Source organism: Desulfobaculum bizertense DSM 18034, from assembly GCF_900167065.1.
Lineage (GTDB): Bacteria > Desulfobacterota > Desulfovibrionia > Desulfovibrionales > Desulfovibrionaceae > Desulfobaculum > Desulfobaculum bizertense.
On sequence record NZ_FUYA01000011.1, the window covers coordinates 1 to 18,469 of the forward strand.

General features: G+C 51.7%; 25 protein-coding genes. 4 read left to right on the forward strand and 21 right to left on the reverse strand.

All coding sequences use genetic code 11. The features are described from left to right. Positions 1–127 precede the first annotated feature (127 nt). The 5 genes from B5D23_RS13315 to B5D23_RS13330 all read right to left on the reverse strand — a co-directional run bounded on the left by B5D23_RS13315 (position 128) and on the right by B5D23_RS13330 (position 3,963). Positions 128–859 carry an amino acid ABC transporter ATP-binding protein gene (locus tag B5D23_RS13315; RefSeq protein WP_078685949.1) on the reverse strand — a complete coding sequence of 244 codons (732 nt, stop codon included), beginning with the start codon at positions 857–859 and terminating at the stop codon, positions 128–130. Positions 860–863: 4 nt separating this feature from the next. Then, positions 864–1,871 carry an amino acid ABC transporter permease gene (locus tag B5D23_RS13320; RefSeq protein WP_078685950.1) on the reverse strand — a complete coding sequence of 336 codons (1,008 nt, stop codon included), beginning with the start codon at positions 1,869–1,871 and terminating at the stop codon, positions 864–866. A 194-nt stretch (positions 1,872–2,065) separates the two neighbouring features. After that, the gene (locus tag B5D23_RS13325; protein WP_431830570.1) at positions 2,066–2,884 is read right to left on the reverse strand and encodes a transporter substrate-binding domain-containing protein; all 819 of its coding nucleotides are present in this window, start codon (positions 2,882–2,884) and stop codon (positions 2,066–2,068) included. A gap of 58 nt (positions 2,885–2,942) precedes the next feature. After that, positions 2,943–3,107: a hypothetical protein gene (locus B5D23_RS15155; RefSeq protein WP_200803671.1), complete on the reverse strand. Its 165-nt coding sequence runs from the start codon at positions 3,105–3,107 to the stop codon at positions 2,943–2,945. A gap of 94 nt (positions 3,108–3,201) precedes the next feature. Continuing rightward, a complete protein-coding gene (locus B5D23_RS13330; RefSeq protein WP_078685951.1) occupies positions 3,202–3,963 on the reverse strand; it encodes a dimethylarginine dimethylaminohydrolase family protein in 762 nt (253 codons plus the stop codon). Positions 3,964–4,094: 131 nt separating this feature from the next. Here B5D23_RS13330 and B5D23_RS13335 point away from each other — a divergent pair, with 131 nt between their 5' ends. Further along, on the forward strand, positions 4,095–4,331 hold the full coding sequence (locus tag B5D23_RS13335) for a hypothetical protein (protein ID WP_078685952.1): 237 nt from the start codon (positions 4,095–4,097) through the stop codon (positions 4,329–4,331). A gap of 94 nt (positions 4,332–4,425) precedes the next feature. After that, entirely contained in the window at positions 4,426–5,241 is an 816-nt protein-coding gene (gene murI, locus B5D23_RS13340) for a glutamate racemase (RefSeq protein WP_078686038.1), read from the forward strand. A gap of 26 nt (positions 5,242–5,267) precedes the next feature. On the opposite strand, the gene B5D23_RS13345 is transcribed toward murI, so the two are convergent. The 9 genes from B5D23_RS13345 to B5D23_RS13385 all read right to left on the reverse strand — a co-directional run bounded on the left by B5D23_RS13345 (position 5,268) and on the right by B5D23_RS13385 (position 10,802). Then, positions 5,268–5,780 carry a hypothetical protein gene (locus B5D23_RS13345; protein WP_233814529.1) on the reverse strand — a complete coding sequence of 171 codons (513 nt, stop codon included), beginning with the start codon at positions 5,778–5,780 and terminating at the stop codon, positions 5,268–5,270. A 98-nt stretch (positions 5,781–5,878) separates the two neighbouring features. Further along, positions 5,879–6,868: a ketol-acid reductoisomerase gene (gene ilvC, locus B5D23_RS13350; protein WP_078685953.1), complete on the reverse strand. Its 990-nt coding sequence runs from the start codon at positions 6,866–6,868 to the stop codon at positions 5,879–5,881. A 437-nt stretch (positions 6,869–7,305) separates the two neighbouring features. Next, entirely contained in the window at positions 7,306–7,530 is a 225-nt protein-coding gene (locus B5D23_RS13355; RefSeq protein ID WP_078685954.1) for a DUF465 domain-containing protein, read from the reverse strand. 48 nt (positions 7,531–7,578) lie between these two features. After that, entirely contained in the window at positions 7,579–7,866 is a 288-nt protein-coding gene (locus B5D23_RS13360) for a DUF167 domain-containing protein (RefSeq protein ID WP_078685955.1), read from the reverse strand. 34 nt (positions 7,867–7,900) lie between these two features. Then, positions 7,901–8,407, reverse strand: a complete 507-nt coding sequence (locus B5D23_RS13365) for a DivIVA domain-containing protein (protein ID WP_078685956.1) — start codon at positions 8,405–8,407, stop codon at positions 7,901–7,903. Between the two features lie 18 nt (positions 8,408–8,425). Next, entirely contained in the window at positions 8,426–8,710 is a 285-nt protein-coding gene (locus tag B5D23_RS13370; protein WP_078685957.1) for a YggT family protein, read from the reverse strand. 92 nt (positions 8,711–8,802) lie between these two features. Continuing rightward, a complete protein-coding gene (locus B5D23_RS13375; RefSeq protein WP_078685958.1) occupies positions 8,803–9,510 on the reverse strand; it encodes an HAD family hydrolase in 708 nt (235 codons plus the stop codon). Positions 9,511–9,526: 16 nt separating this feature from the next. After that, positions 9,527–10,387 carry a hypothetical protein gene (locus B5D23_RS13380; RefSeq protein WP_078685959.1) on the reverse strand — a complete coding sequence of 287 codons (861 nt, stop codon included), beginning with the start codon at positions 10,385–10,387 and terminating at the stop codon, positions 9,527–9,529. 10 nt (positions 10,388–10,397) lie between these two features. Further along, positions 10,398–10,802 (reverse strand): hypothetical protein, encoded by a 405-nt coding sequence (locus B5D23_RS13385; RefSeq protein ID WP_144012627.1) that lies wholly within the window; start codon positions 10,800–10,802, stop codon positions 10,398–10,400. A 186-nt stretch (positions 10,803–10,988) separates the two neighbouring features. Here B5D23_RS13385 and tatA point away from each other — a divergent pair, with 186 nt between their 5' ends. Continuing rightward, positions 10,989–11,189, forward strand: a complete 201-nt coding sequence (gene tatA / locus B5D23_RS13390; protein WP_200803672.1) for a twin-arginine translocase TatA/TatE family subunit — start codon at positions 10,989–10,991, stop codon at positions 11,187–11,189. 72 nt (positions 11,190–11,261) lie between these two features. Here the strand turns inward: tatA and B5D23_RS13395 are convergent, their stop codons facing one another. The 3 genes from B5D23_RS13395 to B5D23_RS13405 form a co-directional block, all read right to left on the reverse strand. Further along, complete coding sequence (locus B5D23_RS13395) at positions 11,262–11,852, reverse strand: CDP-alcohol phosphatidyltransferase family protein (protein ID WP_078685961.1); 591 nt, start codon at positions 11,850–11,852, stop codon at positions 11,262–11,264. A gap of 71 nt (positions 11,853–11,923) precedes the next feature. Continuing rightward, positions 11,924–12,853: a hypothetical protein gene (locus tag B5D23_RS13400; protein ID WP_078685962.1), complete on the reverse strand. Its 930-nt coding sequence runs from the start codon at positions 12,851–12,853 to the stop codon at positions 11,924–11,926. Positions 12,854–12,917: 64 nt separating this feature from the next. Then, positions 12,918–13,904: a hypothetical protein gene (locus B5D23_RS13405; protein ID WP_078685963.1), complete on the reverse strand. Its 987-nt coding sequence runs from the start codon at positions 13,902–13,904 to the stop codon at positions 12,918–12,920. A 312-nt stretch (positions 13,905–14,216) separates the two neighbouring features. Between B5D23_RS13405 and B5D23_RS13410 the strand changes: the two genes are divergently transcribed. Beyond that, positions 14,217–14,702: a SixA phosphatase family protein gene (locus B5D23_RS13410; protein ID WP_159446010.1), complete on the forward strand. Its 486-nt coding sequence runs from the start codon at positions 14,217–14,219 to the stop codon at positions 14,700–14,702. Between the two features lie 75 nt (positions 14,703–14,777). Here B5D23_RS13410 and miaA read toward each other — a convergent pair whose 3' ends face one another. The 4 genes from miaA to B5D23_RS13430 are packed head-to-tail and all read right to left on the reverse strand — an operon-like array spanning position 14,778 to position 18,377. Next, a complete protein-coding gene (miaA, locus tag B5D23_RS13415; protein ID WP_078685965.1) occupies positions 14,778–15,692 on the reverse strand; it encodes a tRNA (adenosine(37)-N6)-dimethylallyltransferase MiaA in 915 nt (304 codons plus the stop codon). 1 nt (position 15,693) lies between these two features. Beyond that, complete coding sequence (gene coaD / locus B5D23_RS13420) at positions 15,694–16,218, reverse strand: pantetheine-phosphate adenylyltransferase (RefSeq protein ID WP_078685966.1); 525 nt, start codon at positions 16,216–16,218, stop codon at positions 15,694–15,696. Further along, positions 16,188–16,766, reverse strand: coding sequence for a 16S rRNA (guanine(966)-N(2))-methyltransferase RsmD (gene rsmD / locus B5D23_RS13425; RefSeq protein WP_078685967.1), 579 nt, complete (start codon positions 16,764–16,766; stop codon positions 16,188–16,190). Before rsmD ends, coaD begins: the two co-directional genes overlap by 31 nt. A 3-nt stretch (positions 16,767–16,769) precedes the next feature. Beyond that, positions 16,770–18,377: an MBL fold metallo-hydrolase RNA specificity domain-containing protein gene (locus B5D23_RS13430; RefSeq protein WP_078685968.1), complete on the reverse strand. Its 1,608-nt coding sequence runs from the start codon at positions 18,375–18,377 to the stop codon at positions 16,770–16,772. Positions 18,378–18,469 lie beyond the last annotated feature (92 nt).

Sequence of the window (18,469 nt, forward strand, 5' to 3'; positions counted from 1 at the left end):
AAGCCGTGCAAGCGAAGCTTGCACGGCTTTTAAACTCGATGAGGATACGTAAGGGAATCATTCCCTTACGCGGGGGTTTGGGGGCTGGCCCCCAACTCTCCCCTCTTCAAACATCTTCTCGACATTCCTATAAAATCTGGCTCAGGAACAGCTTCGCACGCTCATTGGTCGGATTATCAAAGAAATGCTCAGGAGTACCTTCTTCAATAATGGTTCCCGCGTCCATAAAGATCACGCGATCTGCCACTTCACGGGCAAAACCCATTTCATGAGTAACGACGACCATTGTCATGCCGGAACGGGCAAGTGCCTTCATAACGTCCAAAACTTCACCGACCATCTCGGGATCAAGAGCGGAAGTCGGTTCGTCAAAAAGCATCACTTTGGGTTCCATGCACAGCGCGCGGGCAATAGCGACACGCTGCTGCTGGCCACCAGAGAGCTGATCTGGGTGGGCATTCCACTTAGCGTCAATGCCGACCTTTTTCAGCAGCTTCATACCCAGCTCCTCGCACTCTTTGCGACCTTTGCCACGGACCATCATGGGGGCCATGACAAGATTCTCCAAAACAGTCTTGTGCGGAAACAGGTTGAAGGACTGAAACACCATGCCAGCCTCAGCGCGAACCTTGTTAATATCGACGTTACCATCAAGGACGTTTTCGCCATCAATGGTAATTTCGCCAGAGTCCGCGAACTCAAGACGGTTCAGGCAGCGCAGAAAAGTTGACTTGCCAGAGCCTGAGGGGCCAATGATAACGACCACTTCGCCGGGCTTCACTTCGCAGCTGACATTATTCAGGGCCTGAATCTTTTCAGGCACATAAAAAAACTTATTAACGTTCTTTGCTTTAATCATGTTCTTAGACCGCCTTGCGTTCCATGTACTGCACCGCGACAGAGAGAATAAACGTCAGTACGAGATATAACAACGCACAGACAATCCACATCTCATAGACCTGAAGGGATGCGGTAACGACCTCACGGGTGACCTTGGTCAGCTCACGCACGGCGATAACACCAAGCAGCGAAGAGTCTTTGACAAGACTAATAAACTGACCAGCAAGAGCCGGAAGGATACGACGAATAGCCTGCGGCATGACGACCTTTCTCATTGCCTGAGAATAGTTCATGCCAAGGGAACGGGCAGCTTCCATCTGACCACGGTGCACGCTCTGGATACCAGCGCGGACAATTTCTGCAGTATACGCACCTGTAAAAGTCGCCAGACCAAAGGCACCAAACCACAGATTCGGGATATTCGGCAGGCCCCAGTTCGCCATAAGCTGATTCAGCAGCGTACCAATAACGTAGTACCAGATCATCAGCTGAACCATCAGCGGGGAGCCACGAACCAGCTCAATGTAGGTAATGGCGAGCCACTTGAGCATAGGGTTGTCCGAAATACGCATAAGGCCCGTCGCCATACCTGCAATCATACCGAGGATGATAGCGATAAAGCTGACCTTGAGCGTTGTTATCAGACCAACAAGGAACAGACCGAGTCGCCCATGCGTACTCGAACCGAGCACGTCTCCGGGGTAGACAAAATCCCCTTCTTCCACGAGAAGGTTCTTGCTGGGGATCGTATACGTTTCCTCAGCTCCGTCCATAGCGGCAACAGTGACGTTGTAACCTTTCTCGGTCTGCTCGACAGTGGAGACTTCACCATCGAGCTCACTTCGGACTTTGACCTCTTCCTGATAGTAGAAATACTGGGGCACGCGATACCAACGCCACGTGTAGTCAACGTACTTGGTAGCACCGTAGGCACCCAGACAGGCAAGGCCAATAAGAACGAAGAACATGACCCCCCAGAATTTCCTGTAGAGCGGGCTTCTGGGCCGATCCAAACCGGGATAGAGAGACATTCTGCCTTCACACTCCTTTGCCGCCCCAAACGGGACGTAAAATTAAACTCAATACGTGCAGAGCACGATTCTCCATGTTCCCGTACCTGACGGAGACGTGAAGAAGCCTACCTACAGAAAAACAAAAACACCCCGCGCACCTTTTGCGAAAAAATGCGCGGGGCGACTCTATACTATTTCTTGCGAATACAGGCCTACAGGTTGTTGAACCACTTAGTGGACTTGAACCATTTGGCATAAATTCTGTCGTAACGACCGTCGGACTTAATCTGCTTCAGGAAATTATTCAAGAAGTTTAAGAAGTCCGGATCACCACGCTTGATGCCCATTGCGATAGGCTCGTAGGTGAAGGGCTTGTCAAGGAAGACAAGGTTCTTGCCACCCTGCTGTGCCATGAACATGACGCAGAAAGGCAGGTCATAAACAAAAGCGTCGGACTGACCATTCACAACGTCCATAGCGCCGTCAGGCTCTTTGTCGAAGGAGCGGTAGGTTGCCTTGGGCAGCATACGCTTAACAGCCATTTCACCAGTCGTTCCGAGGCGGGAGGCAACGGTGTACTTCGGATCGTTCAGGTCGCGGTAAGACTTGATCTTTCCTTCGTGCTTCTTGTTGAGCAGGATAGCCTGACCAATGGAAGCATACGGATCGGTAAAGTTGATCTGGAGGTTGCGCTCCTGAGTCAGAGTCATACCAGCGATGATGATATCGAACTTGTCAGCGAGCAGAGCCGGAACCATGCCGTCAAAGTCGGTGTTCACAATCTTGAGCTTAACGCCCATTGCCTTGGCAAGGGCCTTGCTGATGTCGATATCAAAACCAATGATGCGGCCTTTTTTGTCGACCATCTCGAAGGGAGCATATCCCGGATCAACACCAACGCGGATCTCACCATTCTTCAGAATGGTCTCAATGGTAGATTTTGAAGCAAGATCAAAATCTGCAGCAATTGCCTGTCCTGCAAAAAGGCAGAAACACGCGACAGCAAGCAGGATTTTCTTCATAGAATTCATCTGCAGGCCTCCTCTGCGGGGTTAGGGTAAAATGGATGGATAGACTTTAACAAAAAAGTTAATACTTACCCTCAGTGAGAACTTCCTTGATTATCATCTTCTTTTTGCAGACCGGGCAGACCGGCATTTCTTCTTCCGGAAGATAAATAACGCGGGTAATCTTGTGTTTCGGGCAATGTACTTCCACGGCCTCGCGCCGATACCTGTTCTTCAGGGCTTCCATACGAGCCTCCGTGTCCTTTTTGTTGTGGATATACTCTGCTCATGAAAAAAACAAGAGAATATCCATTATTGTCAATTTTGAAATTTCTCTCTGCCTAGAAGCGGAGAGACAGGCACGTCAGTGCCCCATCCATTTTTCGAGTCTCAGACATGTTCAGCTCAACAATGTCTTTCCCAAGAGTTTCGAGCAGTGCACGAGTCTTTGGGAAGCCTGCGGGCATAATAAAAGTATCGTTAATAAGCAAGACATTCGAGGCATAATCCTCTGCCTTGTCGACTATCAGCAGCTCATAGCCTTCGAGTTCTGGGCACTGGGCAAAATCTTCTGTGACCAGCAGGGTTTTACCACCAACCCAGTTTACGCTACACTTGAAATGGAGGCCTTCGGGAACCGGAACAGCGGTCCATGTGTATCCGTACTTTTCCATGATAGCGCCGAGCTGGCTGGCACCCTCTTTGTTGGTCCGGTCAGAAAGGCCGATGAAGAAGTGCTTTCCTACCAGCAGCACATCGCCGCCTTCGAGTGTTCCCGGAGCTGTAATGTACTCAAGCTTGCGGTACTTTGAAAGTGCGTCGGTGATCTTTGCCGTCTCGGCATTACGGCTTGCTGCGCCGGGATTCGTAATTGCTGCGACTTCCGGAACCACGACAGCAACGTCTTCCACAAAATGAGCATCGGGAAATGCTTCTTCAGGGTCAAGAACGTCAACCGTCAGTCCTCGGTCTCGCAAAGCCTGAACATATGCTGCGTGCTGGGTGAGCATAAGCTCATACTCGGCAGCGCCAAGCTCTGATGCGGTGGTGATGCCCTTTGCGAAATCCTTGCATGGTGTCCGAACAATTGCCTGACTAAACATTGTACTTATCCTTTTTTGCGATAAAACTGAAAGGTTTCTTTTTTAGTAAAAAATGACCCTATTGTCAAAAAAAACAAGGTGTTTTCGCAAAAAATCCCATAAAAAATTACAATTTTGGATTACAAAAAGTTATGCTCACTCTTCGCTGTGCAAAATGCAAAGCCAAACTCTGGAAATACAACAAGCTCGGAAAAGGGGAAGTCGTCCGCTGCCACAAGGAGCGGATTACCAAGATGTACAAGGCAATTGAAAAAGACGGAAAGATGCTTTGTCCCTGCGGCGCAGTCATAGGACATGACAAGGGAAGCCACTGGAACATGGTTCGCAAGTCGTTCATCTACTCTGGCGAAAAGGTCTCAAAGCTCTAGTTTCACGGTGCAGGGCGTTGACGACAGCGCCCCACAGAGGCAGTATCCCGACACCCGGCAAACTGCCGCAGACACCAACTCACGAGAAAACATCATGGATAGATCACAGCTCCCCATTGGCCTCTTTGATTCCGGCGTTGGGGGCCTTACTGTTCTCAAGGCAATTCAGCAGCGCCTCCCAAACGAAGACTTGATTTACCTTGGCGACACAGCCCGGCTGCCCTACGGCACAAAAGGGCCAAACACCATTTCAAAATATGCGCTCCAGTGCTCTGCCCGCCTTGTTGAACGAGGCATCAAGGCTCTGGTTATTGCCTGCAACACGGTTAGTTCCGTTGCCCTCCAGTCTCTGCGGGAAGCATACCCCGGCCTTCCAGTCATCGGCGTTATCCAGCCCGGAGCCAAAGCAGGTGTGCAGGCCACGCAGAATGGGCGTATTGCTGTTCTCGCCACCATACAGACCATCAATGGCAAAGCGTATCAGAAAGCCATTACCACACTCATGCCGGAAGCCCGCGTCATGGGCGTCCCCTGCTCTCTCTTTGTCGCCCTTGCAGAAGAAGGCTGGACCTCCGGCCCACTGGTCGAAGGCATTGCAGCCCGCTATCTGGACCCGGTCTTTGCGTCCAGCACACCGCCAGACAGTGTCGTTCTGGGATGTACCCACTTCCCGCTGCTCAAAGACGCTATCCAGAATGTCGTGGGCAAGGATGTCCACATTGTCGACTCAGCAGCAACAACAGCAGAAGCTGTCGATATCGAGCTGCACCGGCTTGGCCTGAATAAACGCGAAGGCTGTGGTAAAAAGCTTTTCCTCGCGACAGACGATGTCTCAAAATTTACAAAGAATGGTGGAAAATTTCTTGGCTCACCAATTCCTCAAGACCTTGTGGAACTGGTGAACCTGTAGAAAGGAGAGCTTCGGCTCTCCTTTTTTTATTTCGTGCGGAGGTTCTTCCACGGCTTGAACACAGACAGGAAGATGGTCAGCACCAGGACAAAAGCCTGAATCTGACCCCAGCGGGAATGTAGGCTGAATACCCGCAGATACTCAGAATTCGTAAAGACGTCTGGTCCAAGCTCAAGGGAGAGGTCACGCAAAGCCTCTTCCCAGGGACCAAGGTACAGCATCCCAAACAGAATGGCCGCCACGGTAATGATCCACTTGAGTATCAGCCAGCCGTGGCGAAAAAATCCAAAACGCGTAAACAGGCCATAAATAAGCCCCGTAACGAGACAGCCATAAGCTCCCGGCAAAACAACAACCTGCATATCCACAACACATGAGGCCACGTTCAGCCCGTAGAGCGCGGCGGCGTCATCCATGAACTGCCGATGACAGGCGAGCACTGTCAGTGCAACTGCCCCTCCGACCCAACACGACACAGCAAGCAGATGAAAACATTTGAGCCATCGTAGAGCACGAGATCCCAGCATGGGCCGATTCATTCTTTCTTCTCCTTTCGTGTTTTTTGTCCATAGAAAAAGGCCGCACTCCGGAGAGTACGGCCTTGAATAAGCACATGTGTTTGCAGCGAGTATCGAGACTATTTTTTGAGCCAGGACATCATATCGCGCAGGCGGGCGCCAACGGTTTCGATAGGATGCTCGGCAGAACGGGCACGCATGGCAAAGAGCGATGCCTGACCGGCCTGATTTTCCAGGATGAATTCGCGAGCAAAGCGGCCATCCTGAATTTCTTCGAGGCAACGCTTCATCTCAGCTTTTGTTTCGTCAGTCACGATACGCGGTCCGCGAGTGAAGTCGCCGTACTCTGCGGTATCAGAGATGGAGTGGCGCATATTGGCCATGCCACCTTCGTAGATGAGGTCAACAATGAGCTTCATCTCATGCAGGCACTCAAAATATGCAATTTCAGGCTGGTATCCAGCTTCGACCAGAGTCTCAAAACCAGACTGGACGAGCTTGGTCAGACCACCGCAGAGAACTGCCTGCTCTCCAAAGAGGTCAGTCTCAGTCTCTTCACGGAAGCTGGTTTCCAGAACACCGGAACGGGTTCCGCCAATGCCCTTGGCGTAGGCCAGAGCAAAATCACGAGCAGAGCCAGTGCTGTCCTGATACACGGCAAAGAGGCAGGGAACGCCTGCACCTTCGGTGTAGACACGGCGGACGAGGTGACCGGGGCCTTTGGGGGCAACCATCACAACGTCAACATCTTTTGGGGGACGAATCTGCCCGTAGTGGATGTTGAATCCGTGGGCAAACAGCAGCACGTTACCGGGCTGGAGATTGGGAGCAATATCGTTTTTATAGACTTCGCCCTGCACCTGGTCGGGAAGCAGAATGATGATGACATCAGCGACCTTGGCAGCTTCAGCAGCACTCATGGGTTCAAAACCATGCTGCTTTGCCAGCTCGTAGTTCTCACCACCGGGACGCTGACCAACAACAACCTTACAACCGGAGTCGCGGAGGTTCTGTGCGTGAGCGTGGCCCTGGCTTCCATAACCGATGACTGCAAAAGTCTTGTCGCGAAGCAGAGACATGTCTGCGTCGCTGTCATAGTACATTTTCATGATAATCCTTTCCTTTGTGCATTCGCGATCTCAAAAAAAAGCACTTGCGATACCGGCACCCCTCCGGCTTTCGCAAATGAGAACGCGTTAGCAGTTGCGATAGAAGCAGGCTACGACAAGCCGGATTGCAACGCAACAGTTGTTTTACCTCTTTAAAAAACTTTTTTGATTTCCAGCGGTAGGACCGTCCTGACCACAAGACAGTCTCAGCATACACGCAGAGCAAAAAAAAAGACACACACCACAAGAGTTTGTCTTGCGGTGCGTGTCACTGATTCATGAGGACGATCGTCCAAGTTCTGCTTCAGCTCTGCTTTACGGCGATCATGGGCTGTTTTCAGCTTTTCCACACGCGGGTCAGGCTCGCAGAGCCTCACACAAAGCGTCAGTCATCACAGACCTTGGCAGCGTCCAGGATTCTGGGTCTTTTCCCCACGCTACATGGGGGCCTGTCGTTCAAGAAGACCCATAAGCTTGGTTTTTCCAGCGAGTTTCTTTTTCTTGAGTTCCTTAACAACTCGGTCTTCATCAGGGGTCAGGTAGGCTTTCCGTTCAAGCTTGTGCAGCTGCTTTTCATACAACTGATGCTCTTCCCACAGAATCTTGATTTCGGGATTGAGGTCTGCGTACTCCGCGATCATTTCAAGATCCTTATTCTCCATGAGCCTACTCCTTTTGACTTATGGTTCCATGTGGTCTCCACCACCCGGTCAGACCGGCCATGATGGTTCAGCGCCAGCTTCAACCATCACCGTCTTACGTCGATTTTTTTCACCGCGAAAAATCTGCACCTTATTTTTTTTGAGACTCAGTTCTTTTGCGATGAACGCAACAAGTGCCTTATTGGCCTTGTTCTCAACAGCGGGGGCCATGAGCCGAATTTTGAGACATCCATCATGGAGTCCCTCCACCTGACTTTTTTTGGCTCCGGGCTGAACCCAAACATCAAGGGTCCAGTGCTCGCTGTCGTGCTGTTTCGCGTATTCCGGTAATGGCATCCCTGTTCTAGACTCCAAAGACAAAAAGGACGGACTAAACGTTCGCCTTTTTCAGAAACTTCAACTTTTGCTCGGCCGCATCAAGAGTCTCCTCTTCCTGCCGGTCAAGCTCAAGCATGCGCAAATGCGCGTCAAGAATCGACCGCAGCTTCACCTCAAACTGGGTGCGCTGCTTTTTCAGCTCCGAAATATCACCGTGAATCTGGGCAAGTCGGTTATGCGCCTGATTCAGGAGCGTTTCGGCCTTTGCATTGGCAGCATCAATAATGAGCTGGGCCTCTTTCTGCGCAGTCGCCTTCATGTCGTCCATCATCTTCTGAGTCGTCATGAGGGTATCGCGCAGAGTTTTCTCCCGACTTTTATGCTCTTCCAACGCCTGTTCCAGCATTGAAATTCTATTCTCAAGGCCTCGGTTATTTTCAGCGAGTTCGCCCATCGTATCCGCGACATCCTGCAAAAACGCATCAACGTCTGCACAGGTATAGCCCCGGAAACTCCGGCCAAAGGCCTTGTTTAGAATATCTATTTTTGAAACCGCCATTGTTTCAATCCTCACAGTTTACATCATTGCCAATGGGAAATAGCCCTTGATGACAATCTCAAGGAAGATAATTCCCAAAAGGACGACAATTGGCGAAAGGTCAACGCCTGAGACGTAAACAAAGGGCATCCATCGACGGATGCGATAAAAGACAGGTTCCGTTGCCCCACGCAAAAAACGGACAACTGGATTATATGGATCAGGACGCACCCAGCTGATGAGTGCAGAGATGATAACTACCCATTTGTACAAAAAGAGAATCTGCAAGAGAATAAACACAATTCCCTGAATAATCGGACCCATTCTTCCTCCGGTTCGGTGTGTCTCTCAGAGTGTTAGGGAGACTTACGATATAAAAAAGTTCGCATATCCCCCACAAAGTATCAAGGGCTATTTTACAGCCAAAAATTTGGATTCTTCGCCGGAGTTCCAAGCACTCCACCCTCACGGGCAGCCTGCAGAACCATCTTGCGCAGATTCCAGAATTCCCACAGATACATGTCTGCCTGAATGCCTTCATTCTTGAACGCCCAGAAAGGCACCTTGGCTCGACGAGCCACGCGGGCATCAATGCTGGTATCGCCAATATACGCGATCTCAGCAGGCTTGGCACCCCACTGCTCCATGATTCTGTACAGTCCCTCTGGGTGAGGCTTGGGTTCCACGATTTCAGCAGTCATGACCGGGTCAAAATACTGGGTCAGGTCAAAGTGCTCCAGAATGTGATGCATGGTATTCAGACGGTTGGTGAAAATACCAAGCCGAACACCACTGGCACGAAGCACAGACAGAAGCTCAATCAAGCCCTCTTCCATCTGCATGGAAGGAATAAGCTCTGTGTAATCAATACTTTTATATACAGCCGGGACCTCAGCCTGCCGCTCATCTGGAATAAGATAGCTCAGGGATTCCTTGACTGTGTGTGCATGGGCATAGAGTTCCTGCTCGCGGGTCATTTCTGGCAGACCGAGCTTTTCGAGCATCAGGTTATAAAACGTGCGGTTCAGTCCAAGCGTATCGAACATGACGCCGTCACAGTCAAAAACGACCCCGCGCAGTCCGCGGAGAAAATCCAGCCCACAAAAATCATTACAAATGAACATGCTTTTCCTCAAATGTTTAGGCAGGGGACACCGGGCTACCAAGGATGCAGACAACCATCACATGCTCGGCCGCAAGCCAGGGCATTTTTGATGGAAGGGTCGACCTGCCGCTGAGGACATAGCCGGGCAAACGGGTTGCGGCAAGGGTAAAGCCCTCAGAAAAGCCACAATCCTCAAGTTTTTTGGCAAGTTCAGCTTCGCAGGGGCCAAAATCAATGCCCAACTCCTCAAGAGCTGCAATCACGCCAGCGTCCCGGACCAGCAGCACATCATCCTCGCGAACAAAATACAGCATAGCTTCGAGAACAGCTTTCCACGCATCACCGTCAGTAAAGGGAGAAAGCTCACGCATGGGAGCAAACTCGTCTGCATCCAGATGCGCGATCTCGTCACGATCCTCCGGCTCCAGCCCAACAATTTCATCAAACGACTTCCACGCGTCCTCAACACCACCATCAAGGGAGCGGAGTTCCGTAAACTGCCGTTCACGAAGAGCAGCTAAAAGCAGTGCCCCCTGAGCCTGCCGCGCAGCCTGTGCTTCCTCGTCTTCGCCAGCAGGGGTCGCCGTGCCATTCTCCATGCGCAAAAGCTCGCTCATAATATCCATTGAGCTGCCCTTGTATCCACCATCATTTTGAGGTGTAGCAGCCTGAGCACGCAGGAGGCCTCTATCCCCAAGCATTTCTGCGTAGGCTGTCGTCTGGCTCAGCCATGCTTCGGCTTCTGGCGCCGACATGGGGAGCGCATCCGGGACATACTGAACCGCTTCTGGCAGCGCAGAAAGTCCGGGATTGAAATATTTCACGCATGAATTCTGCGCGTCAGCATCTTTTGCACACAGCTCAGGAAAGGCAATAACAGCGTGTATTCCACTCATTCTTTCTCACTCACTCTTTTGACGACAAGTCGGTTTTTGCCCGTGGGGGCAACAAAAAGCGCTGGCATCGTCCTTCACAGACAGGAAATTCATCAAGACAGAGAAAGCCAAAGGCCTTTGCGCACACAAATTCACCAAAACTTTCCCGTGCCTCATACTGCGGACACTGGCTTGCCAAATCAGACATTTTTTCCAGACGAACAGCCCAGATGCGGCTTGACTGCGCTTCATCAAGGTGAAAGGCCTCTGCCCTATCAAGAAATTCATCGTATGCTTCTTCCCACTGACGCAGGACACGGCAACGAAAACGTTCCTGATAACCGGGGTTCAGCATCTCATCATACAGACACCGTCCTTTCCGGAAATAGAAACAGCACGAACCGGGGAGTCTTTTGACCTTGGATGATGAGTTCACAAAAATCTCCTGGGCTAAAAAACAGAGAATTTTCTCCACACTCAGTTTGCTGTCTTTGTTAAAAATCTTTCAGGATTTCCCAAATTTTTCAAGGCATTTTCCCAGTATCCACACTCCCTGCGATATCTTGACCTCAAAAGTAGCCACGTGTATAGGCAAGAACATCATCAATACGGAGGCATGCTCATGATTGGCGGATTAGGAATCTGGGAACTTCTTATCATTCTTCTCATCGTTCTGGTTATCTTTGGTGCCAAAAAGCTGCCTGAAATTGGCGGCGGTATTGGTCAGGCTATTCAAAATTTTAAGAAAGCCACTACCGAACCCAGTGAAATCGATGTAACCCCCAAGGGTGAAAAAAAAGAAGAATCCAAGGACAAAGACTAGTTCTTCATTCCGGGAATTTTTCTATGGCAGCCCCAGCAATTTCATCCTGAAATTGCTGGGGCTGCTTTTTTGTCACTTCGATGAGTCACCCTCTGCCTCGGCATCATGCTCAGGGAACATGGCCAGACCACGCAAGGTGTAATGGATTGCCGTGACCACAGTCAGAACGCACACTGCCCCGACAAGAATGTCCACCAGCATCGGCAAACTCAGCCAGTGCATTTCTTCCAGCATGACCACAACAATCAGTGAAATCTGACAGCTTGTATTCAGCTTGCTCATCCACGAGGGGCGAATCTTCACCTTGACGTCAACGCCCCAAAACGACAGGGCACTCAAGCCGCCAACGATGATGACATCGCGACTAATAACGAGAATAACTAACCACGACGGGACCCACCCCGAAATACCCAAACACAGGAAAGCCGAGGCCACAAGGGCCTTGTCTGCAAGGGGGTCAAGCATCGCCCCCAGTCGGGTCCTCTGGTGAAGGACTCGGGCCAAAAAGCCATCTGCGGCATCTGTTATTCCCGCAACAAGGAACAATCCCCACGCCAGTTCAGTCTTGCCGTCCACATAGGAAATAACAAAACAGGGCGTCAGAAGTATCCTCGCAATCGTGAGGATATTGGGAATGGTCCAGTTATTCTCATTGAGCTGCATAGCATTCCCCTCGTGCTAAAAGAAAACATGGGCGCCTACCAACGGTAGACGCCCATGTATTGTGCTATTTTCTATGGAAGAACTTCAAAATTGTATCGTAGCCCCCTTGGAGCGAGATACGCATCCAACTTTCGACTCAACGCTTCGCGATCAAGAGTTTTGACTCGCCATGTTGCGACGAGTCCATCCGGCAGCATATCCACATGTGCGAGAACAGCGCTATCAAGTTCCTGTTCCCACGAGGACAGCACCTGCTGAAAAGCCTTGGGTCCATCCGGCGCGTACCAGCCGCTAATCACCAGAGAGACGCCAGAAACCATACTGGCGCCAGCCTCCGGACGAGTAAAGAAGCCTGCCCACGCGTTAACCCAAACCTTTGACAAATCCTTGCCAAGCTCTGACCACTCACGGCCATCATGCGACATCCGGGCGCTCCAGACACCGCCTTCTTCCTTGCTCAGCGTCATCACCGGGCTAGCGCCACTGCGCACCCGAACGCCCGTCAGCTCCTGGAGCTGTCCAAGCTGGTCCCATGCGTCATAGGAATCTCCAACCAGTTCGAGCGTAAAGGGCTGCTGCTCGTTCACGGTGTAGTACACACCAAGCCGCTTCAGCAGCTTTTTCAGTGCAGAACGATTCACATTGACATCGAGTTTCAGGGTTTTGATGCTTTGTCCCTGCTCATCCTGAATGGACTCAATGCCCAGTTCAGAATAGCCGACAACAGCACCACTGGCCCGTGCGTCAAGCTGCTCCCGCAGAAGTACGGCCCGTGCTTCCGAAAGCGTTCCCGGCAGCAAAGCCACAGCTTCATCAAAAATTGCCTGCGAAAACCCAGATTTCAGGGCATCCGCTTTTGTCCGTATTGTGGAATCCTCCAAGTCAGGCTGCCATGTCACGGAAACTTCCCGCGCCATTGCTGACTCCACGCTCAGGCACAACACACACAGCAGAGCTGCCGCCAGAGTCGTCAGGATTGTTTTATGAAGAAATTGCATCATGCTTGTCGCTTACACTCTTTAGCGATGAATTGGAAGGAGTGTCACAGGGTGAAACACGAAGCATCTAGTCAAGAAGCACCAGCACCCGGCACTGCGCAAGGCACATCCCATCCCCAAGCTGCTCCCGAATTTCGTTGGCGTTGTCCGTAGCAATAACGACATCCGTTCCCAGTTTCCCCGCAGGGCGCAATGCCCGAACATACAGCGGCCGCCCACCGACCCGCTCGTCAACGCAACCAGAGTCGAGACAGCGTACATAACTTACCAGACCACGCTGAATGGCGAGGTCTTTTCCAACTGTTGGCGGTCCATACAGCAGGTTCCCCTCTTCGTCCCGGCAACACAGGCTCATGGCGGGTTTGAGATCAATACCCCGGGCGTCAATAATCAGTCCGGTAATTCCACAATCATCAGCAGACGACGTTGCCTTGTGCTGCGGCATCTGTATCCCAAAATCAGACTCATGCGCCCAAAAAATATCCGAAAGACGCCCGCGCAGATTCATGCGCACCGTCACCTCGGCCGAGCCATCTGGCAAAAGCACCGCCCCACGTATTGAAGAATTTTGCAAACACCCACGCATCAGGTTCTGCGTGCTTTCACTGGACCCCAAAAAGTTTTCGACAGTTGCGTCAGACCGCACAGGAACGTGCCGAAGCAAATTCAGCATATTTCGCCGGGCCGAAATAGTCGCCGCCCGCCGCGCAATATTCCACGCCCGGTCAGGATTTGGAATATACTCTGGCGGTGTCCCTGTTCCTGTTGCAATGAGTTCACCAGTTTCCCAGTCTATGACGCCGTAATCAAACAACTGCAAAAAAGCACCTGAAACCGCATCGGTGTCGCCGCAATCAAAGGCAACGGGTTTCAGGCTATCAAGGGAAAGAATCGTCGCCTCTGCACCGGGAGCCGAAGTGCAGGATGCCGGGACCTCTTCCGTGCTGACCGTCTCTTCTGGAGCCTCTGCCACAGTGACAGGGCTTGCCCAGCCGAGGGAAACGCAAAGCACAGCAGATCCCACAAGCGACATGACGCAGGCAAAAAATTTCATCACAGCCTCCGGGTTACGACATGAAAGTACCCAGCAGAAAAAAGAGCACACTATTGAGTACCCTGAGAGGGGGCCAAGCGCAAGCCCTGCTGCGGGAATCGCTCCCTCCTCTCGCAAGCAGCCGAAGCTTCCGCACTTTCTCCCCGAGTCTTTTTCTCCCGTTCAAATCCGCAACGAATGAATCAGAATCACCCCACTGTCTTGCCCCACCCTTCGCACTCTGCTATTCCTTTGTGGACCCAAGATATTATGTGCGTCAGCCTCCGTGCTTTCGCCTCTTCATACGCGTTAAACCGGACACCGGGAGTCACTATGCTTCTTTATCTCATGCAGCATGGGCTGGCCTTGCCCAAAGAGGCCGCCCCAGAAGAACCCCTTAGCCCTATGGGGCGTGAACTCGTCACCAAGGCTGGTCAGATGGCCCGCCGTCTTGACATCGGATTTGACGCTATTGCGTGCAGTCCCAAACTGCGCGCCCGCCAAACCGCAGAAATCATGGCCAAAGAAACGGGTTTCCCCGTTGAAGACATTGCAAGCACTCCACTGCTTAAAGCCATGAATCCGGCAGTGCAGACCGTAGACTTTTTGAATGGCCTGAACGGTGCGCAGTCTGTGCTCGTGGCCGGACACATGCCAAACCTCGCCAAACTTGCCACACTCATCATCACAGGCGACGACCGGCCCAAAATTGAAATCCAAAACGCAGGACTTCTGTGCATTGAATGCTCAGGTCACAAATTCCGAAACGGCACGCTCAAATTCAGCATTAACAGCCGTCACTTTGCCCTGATGCGCTAGCACATCGCCAATACCGCAGACACAAAAAAAGACGGACCGCAACGCAGCCCGTCTTTTTTTGTGTGTTTTTTAGCCTTAGCGTCCAAAAAACGCTCGCGCCTGATCTATCATGTCCTGATGCAGATGAGGCCGATACCAGTGTATCTCTTTGTCTGCCCGGAACCACGTCAGCTGGCGCTTGGCATAGGCCCGGGTATTCTTCTGCCACAAATACAGCGCGTCTTCATATTTCAGACGCCCCTGCAAATATGCCAAAAGCTCGGCACAGCCAATCCCACTCCAGCCCGGAGCCTTGGGGTCCGCATTCTTTTCCATTGCGGACTCAGCCTCCTGCATGGCTCCAGCCTCAAGCATCACGTCAATGCGCTTGTTCAAATACGGCGTCAGCTCTGGAAGTGGCAGCCCCACCCCCTGCTTGAGCACCTGAAAATCTCGTTCTTCCACTGTTTCAGTCTGCCAGACAGACAGCGGCTTGCCTGTCCCCCGCGCAACCTCAATGCCTCGCATAATGCGCTGGCGGTCATTTGGATGTAGGCGGTCAGCAAGCACAGGGTCCAGCTTCTCCAAATCCTTGTGCAAAGCATTTGGGCCGCGACGCTCGCAATCCTCCTGTACATCCCGACGAATGTCTTCAGGGATTGCAGGAATGTCTGCCAAGGGTCTTAGCACCGAGCGCATATACAGCCCCGTACCGCCAACCAGAATAGGGAGCTTCCCGCGGGACGCAACCTCTTCGATGGTTTTAAGCGCCAGTTCTGTATAGGCCGCAGCACTCATCTTCTCCTCTGTCGGCAAAAAGCCATACAGGAGATGAGGGCATCCAGCCCGTTCTTCTTCGCTCGGCTGAGCTGTAATCACAGGGAAATCCCGGTAGACCTGCCGGGAATCAAAATTAATAACCTCGCCATCAAGGGCCTGAGCAAGAGAAATAGCCGCACTCGTTTTTCCGGCACCTGTCGGACCGGGAATACATAAAAGCTGCGTCGTCATACTAGTCCAGCTCGCCCCGTTCTTTCAGCTCCGCAAACTTGGCGTACACACGAGGCATAATAAGATTCGGAATAAGCCCCTGCACGTTTCCATCAAGAGACGCCACAGAACGAATAATGGACGAACTAATGTACATCCATTTGTAGTCAGTCATCAAAAAGACAGTCTGAACCGGACGGGCAAGGTGCCTGTTCATCAGTGCCATCTGGAACTCATACTCAAAGTCACTCACCGCGCGCAGGCCACGCAGAATAACCGAAGCACCACGCTTGAGTGCATAATTCACCAAAAGGCCAGAGAAGCCTTCCACCATTACCCGGGGGCTATCCGCAAAAACTTCACGCGCCATTTCCACGCGCTCGTCAAAGCTAAACAGGGAGTTCTTTCCTGTATCCTGGGCAACAGCAACAACGACCTTATCAAAAATAGTCAGGCCGCGTTTCACAAGGCTTACATGACCGTTCGTCAGCGGATCAAAGGTGCCCGGATAAACGGCTATGACTTCGCGCTTTTTCTCTTCTTCCATACAATAATCCTTGTCTGCCCATACAGTTTGTCGGTCAGGGTTTCCAAAAACGGACTCACTGCGTCCGCGTCAAGTTCCAGCCCGGATTCCACTTCTGCCAAAACAAAGGCATCTTCGGCAATCCAGCCATTGGCAATGGCCTTGACCAAAGCGGGTTCCAGCAGGTCCTTTCCATATGGAGGATCAATAAAGACCAGGGAAAAGGGCTTGTCGGGGACCGTGTTCAGGACTTTGAACAAGTCCTTGGCCACAACCCGCACACGAGAGCCTCTCAGCCCAAGCGATTTGCCATTCTCTGAGATACAGGCCGCAGCCTTGCGGTTCTTTTCCATGAGCACGCCCCGGACTGCTCCACGAGACAGAGCCTCAAACGTCAGGCTCCCGCTTCCCGCAAACAAATCCAGAACATGAGTCTCTTCCCAGTCAATACCGCGAGCTTCGAGCATTGAAAAAATAGCACCACGCACTTTTGCGGTAGCCGGGCGATAGCCCGGCCCCTCAACAGAGCGAATGGTGCGACCACCAAACTCGCCACTTATTATTCGCATTCCTTACACTTCCGAAATAAAATCTTCTAATTCGCGATGGATGGCATCAAGCCGGTCCCGCAGCTCGGTCTGGTCTTCCCACGACCGGCCCTTCATCTGCTTTTTCAGGTCTTCCATCTTCTGCACAAGGGCATTTGTCCGGCCAAGCATATCCTGCCAGTCAACCGCAGGCTTCGCCTTGTCTGCTTCGCGAGACAGAGCCATAGGCTCGTCTGCTTCCATCGTGCAGATATCCAAATAGCCCGGTATATGAACCTCAAGCCCAAACTTCTTGCGAATGAGATCTGCAAGAGTTTCCTGGGCAGAATTTTCACCATGAACAAGAAAGACCTTCATGGTACGGGTACGAAAATGCTCAAGCCATTCCATAATCTGGCTCTGGCCAGCATGTGCAGAGAATCCACCAATGGTGAAAATCTTTGCCCGCACAGCAATTTCGTCGCCGAGGATACGAATTCTTTTCGCGCCGTCAACGATTTTGCGGCCAGGAGTTCCTTTTCCCTGATATCCAACGAAGACAACACTCGCTCCTGGCTTCCACAAATTGTGGCGCAGGTGGTGCTTGATGCGGCCTGCGTTACACATGCCACTGGCCGAAATCACAATGCCCGGCCCCTTGCTGGCGTTAATTGCCGTTGATTCCTCACGGCCAAGAGTAAAATGTAAATTCGGAGTGCTCAGCGGGTCTTCTCCCGCGTCCACAATCTTGAGCGCCTCGTTATCATAATATTCAGGATGATTTCGGAAGACTTCCGTTGCCCGAATAGCCATTGGACTATCCACATACACAGGCATCCCCTGTGGCAGCCGCCCTTCCTTATTCAGAATATGCAGTGTGTACAGCACTTCCTGCGTCCGCTCCACGGCAAAAGCTGGGATAATAACCTTTTCCCCGTGGCTGTAGCTCCAGTCGATGGCTTCGGCCAGTTCGTCACGGCTCAGCTGCTCGTCTTTATGATTTCGGTCACCATATGTCGACTCAAGGAACAGATAATCAGCATCTTGAATAATCGACGGGTCACGAACAATGAGCTGATCCGGCCGTCCAAGGTCACCAGAGAATACAACCTTGAACTCCTTGCCATCTTCCTTGACGCACAGCTCAATAAACGCAGAGCCGAGGATATGCCCAGCATCCCGGTAGCAGACAGACAACTCTGGAAACGGCTCAAAAGGCGCACCATATTCGACAGACGTCAAAAGCTCCAGAGTCCGCTCGACATCGTCCATTGTATAGAGCGGATCAATGCGCCCCTTGCCCCGCCGACTGCGCTTGCGGCTTTTCCATTCAGCTTCCATCTCCTGAATATGTGCGCTGTCCCGCAACATAATTTCCAGCAAATCCTTTGTCGGAGGCGTGCAGTAAATTTTGCCCTTGAAGCCATTCTGTACCATCCGGGGAAGCAGGCCAGAGTGGTCGATGTGAGCGTGAGTAATCAGAAAAAAATCAACGTTTTGAGGTCGATACTTGAGTGAGCCAAAATTTCTGCGCTCTATCTCCCTGTTACCCTGATGCATCCCGCAGTCTACTGCGAAGCGATGCGTCCCGGTTTCCATCATATAACATGAGCCGGTAACCGTCTGAGCGGCGCCGAGGAACTGTATTTTCATCTCTGTACTCCGTTTTCCGTCCACAAGAGCGGAAGGTCGAAATTAACAGTTTCAAACCACGGGGAAACACTATATCTTAAGAAGTAACCAAG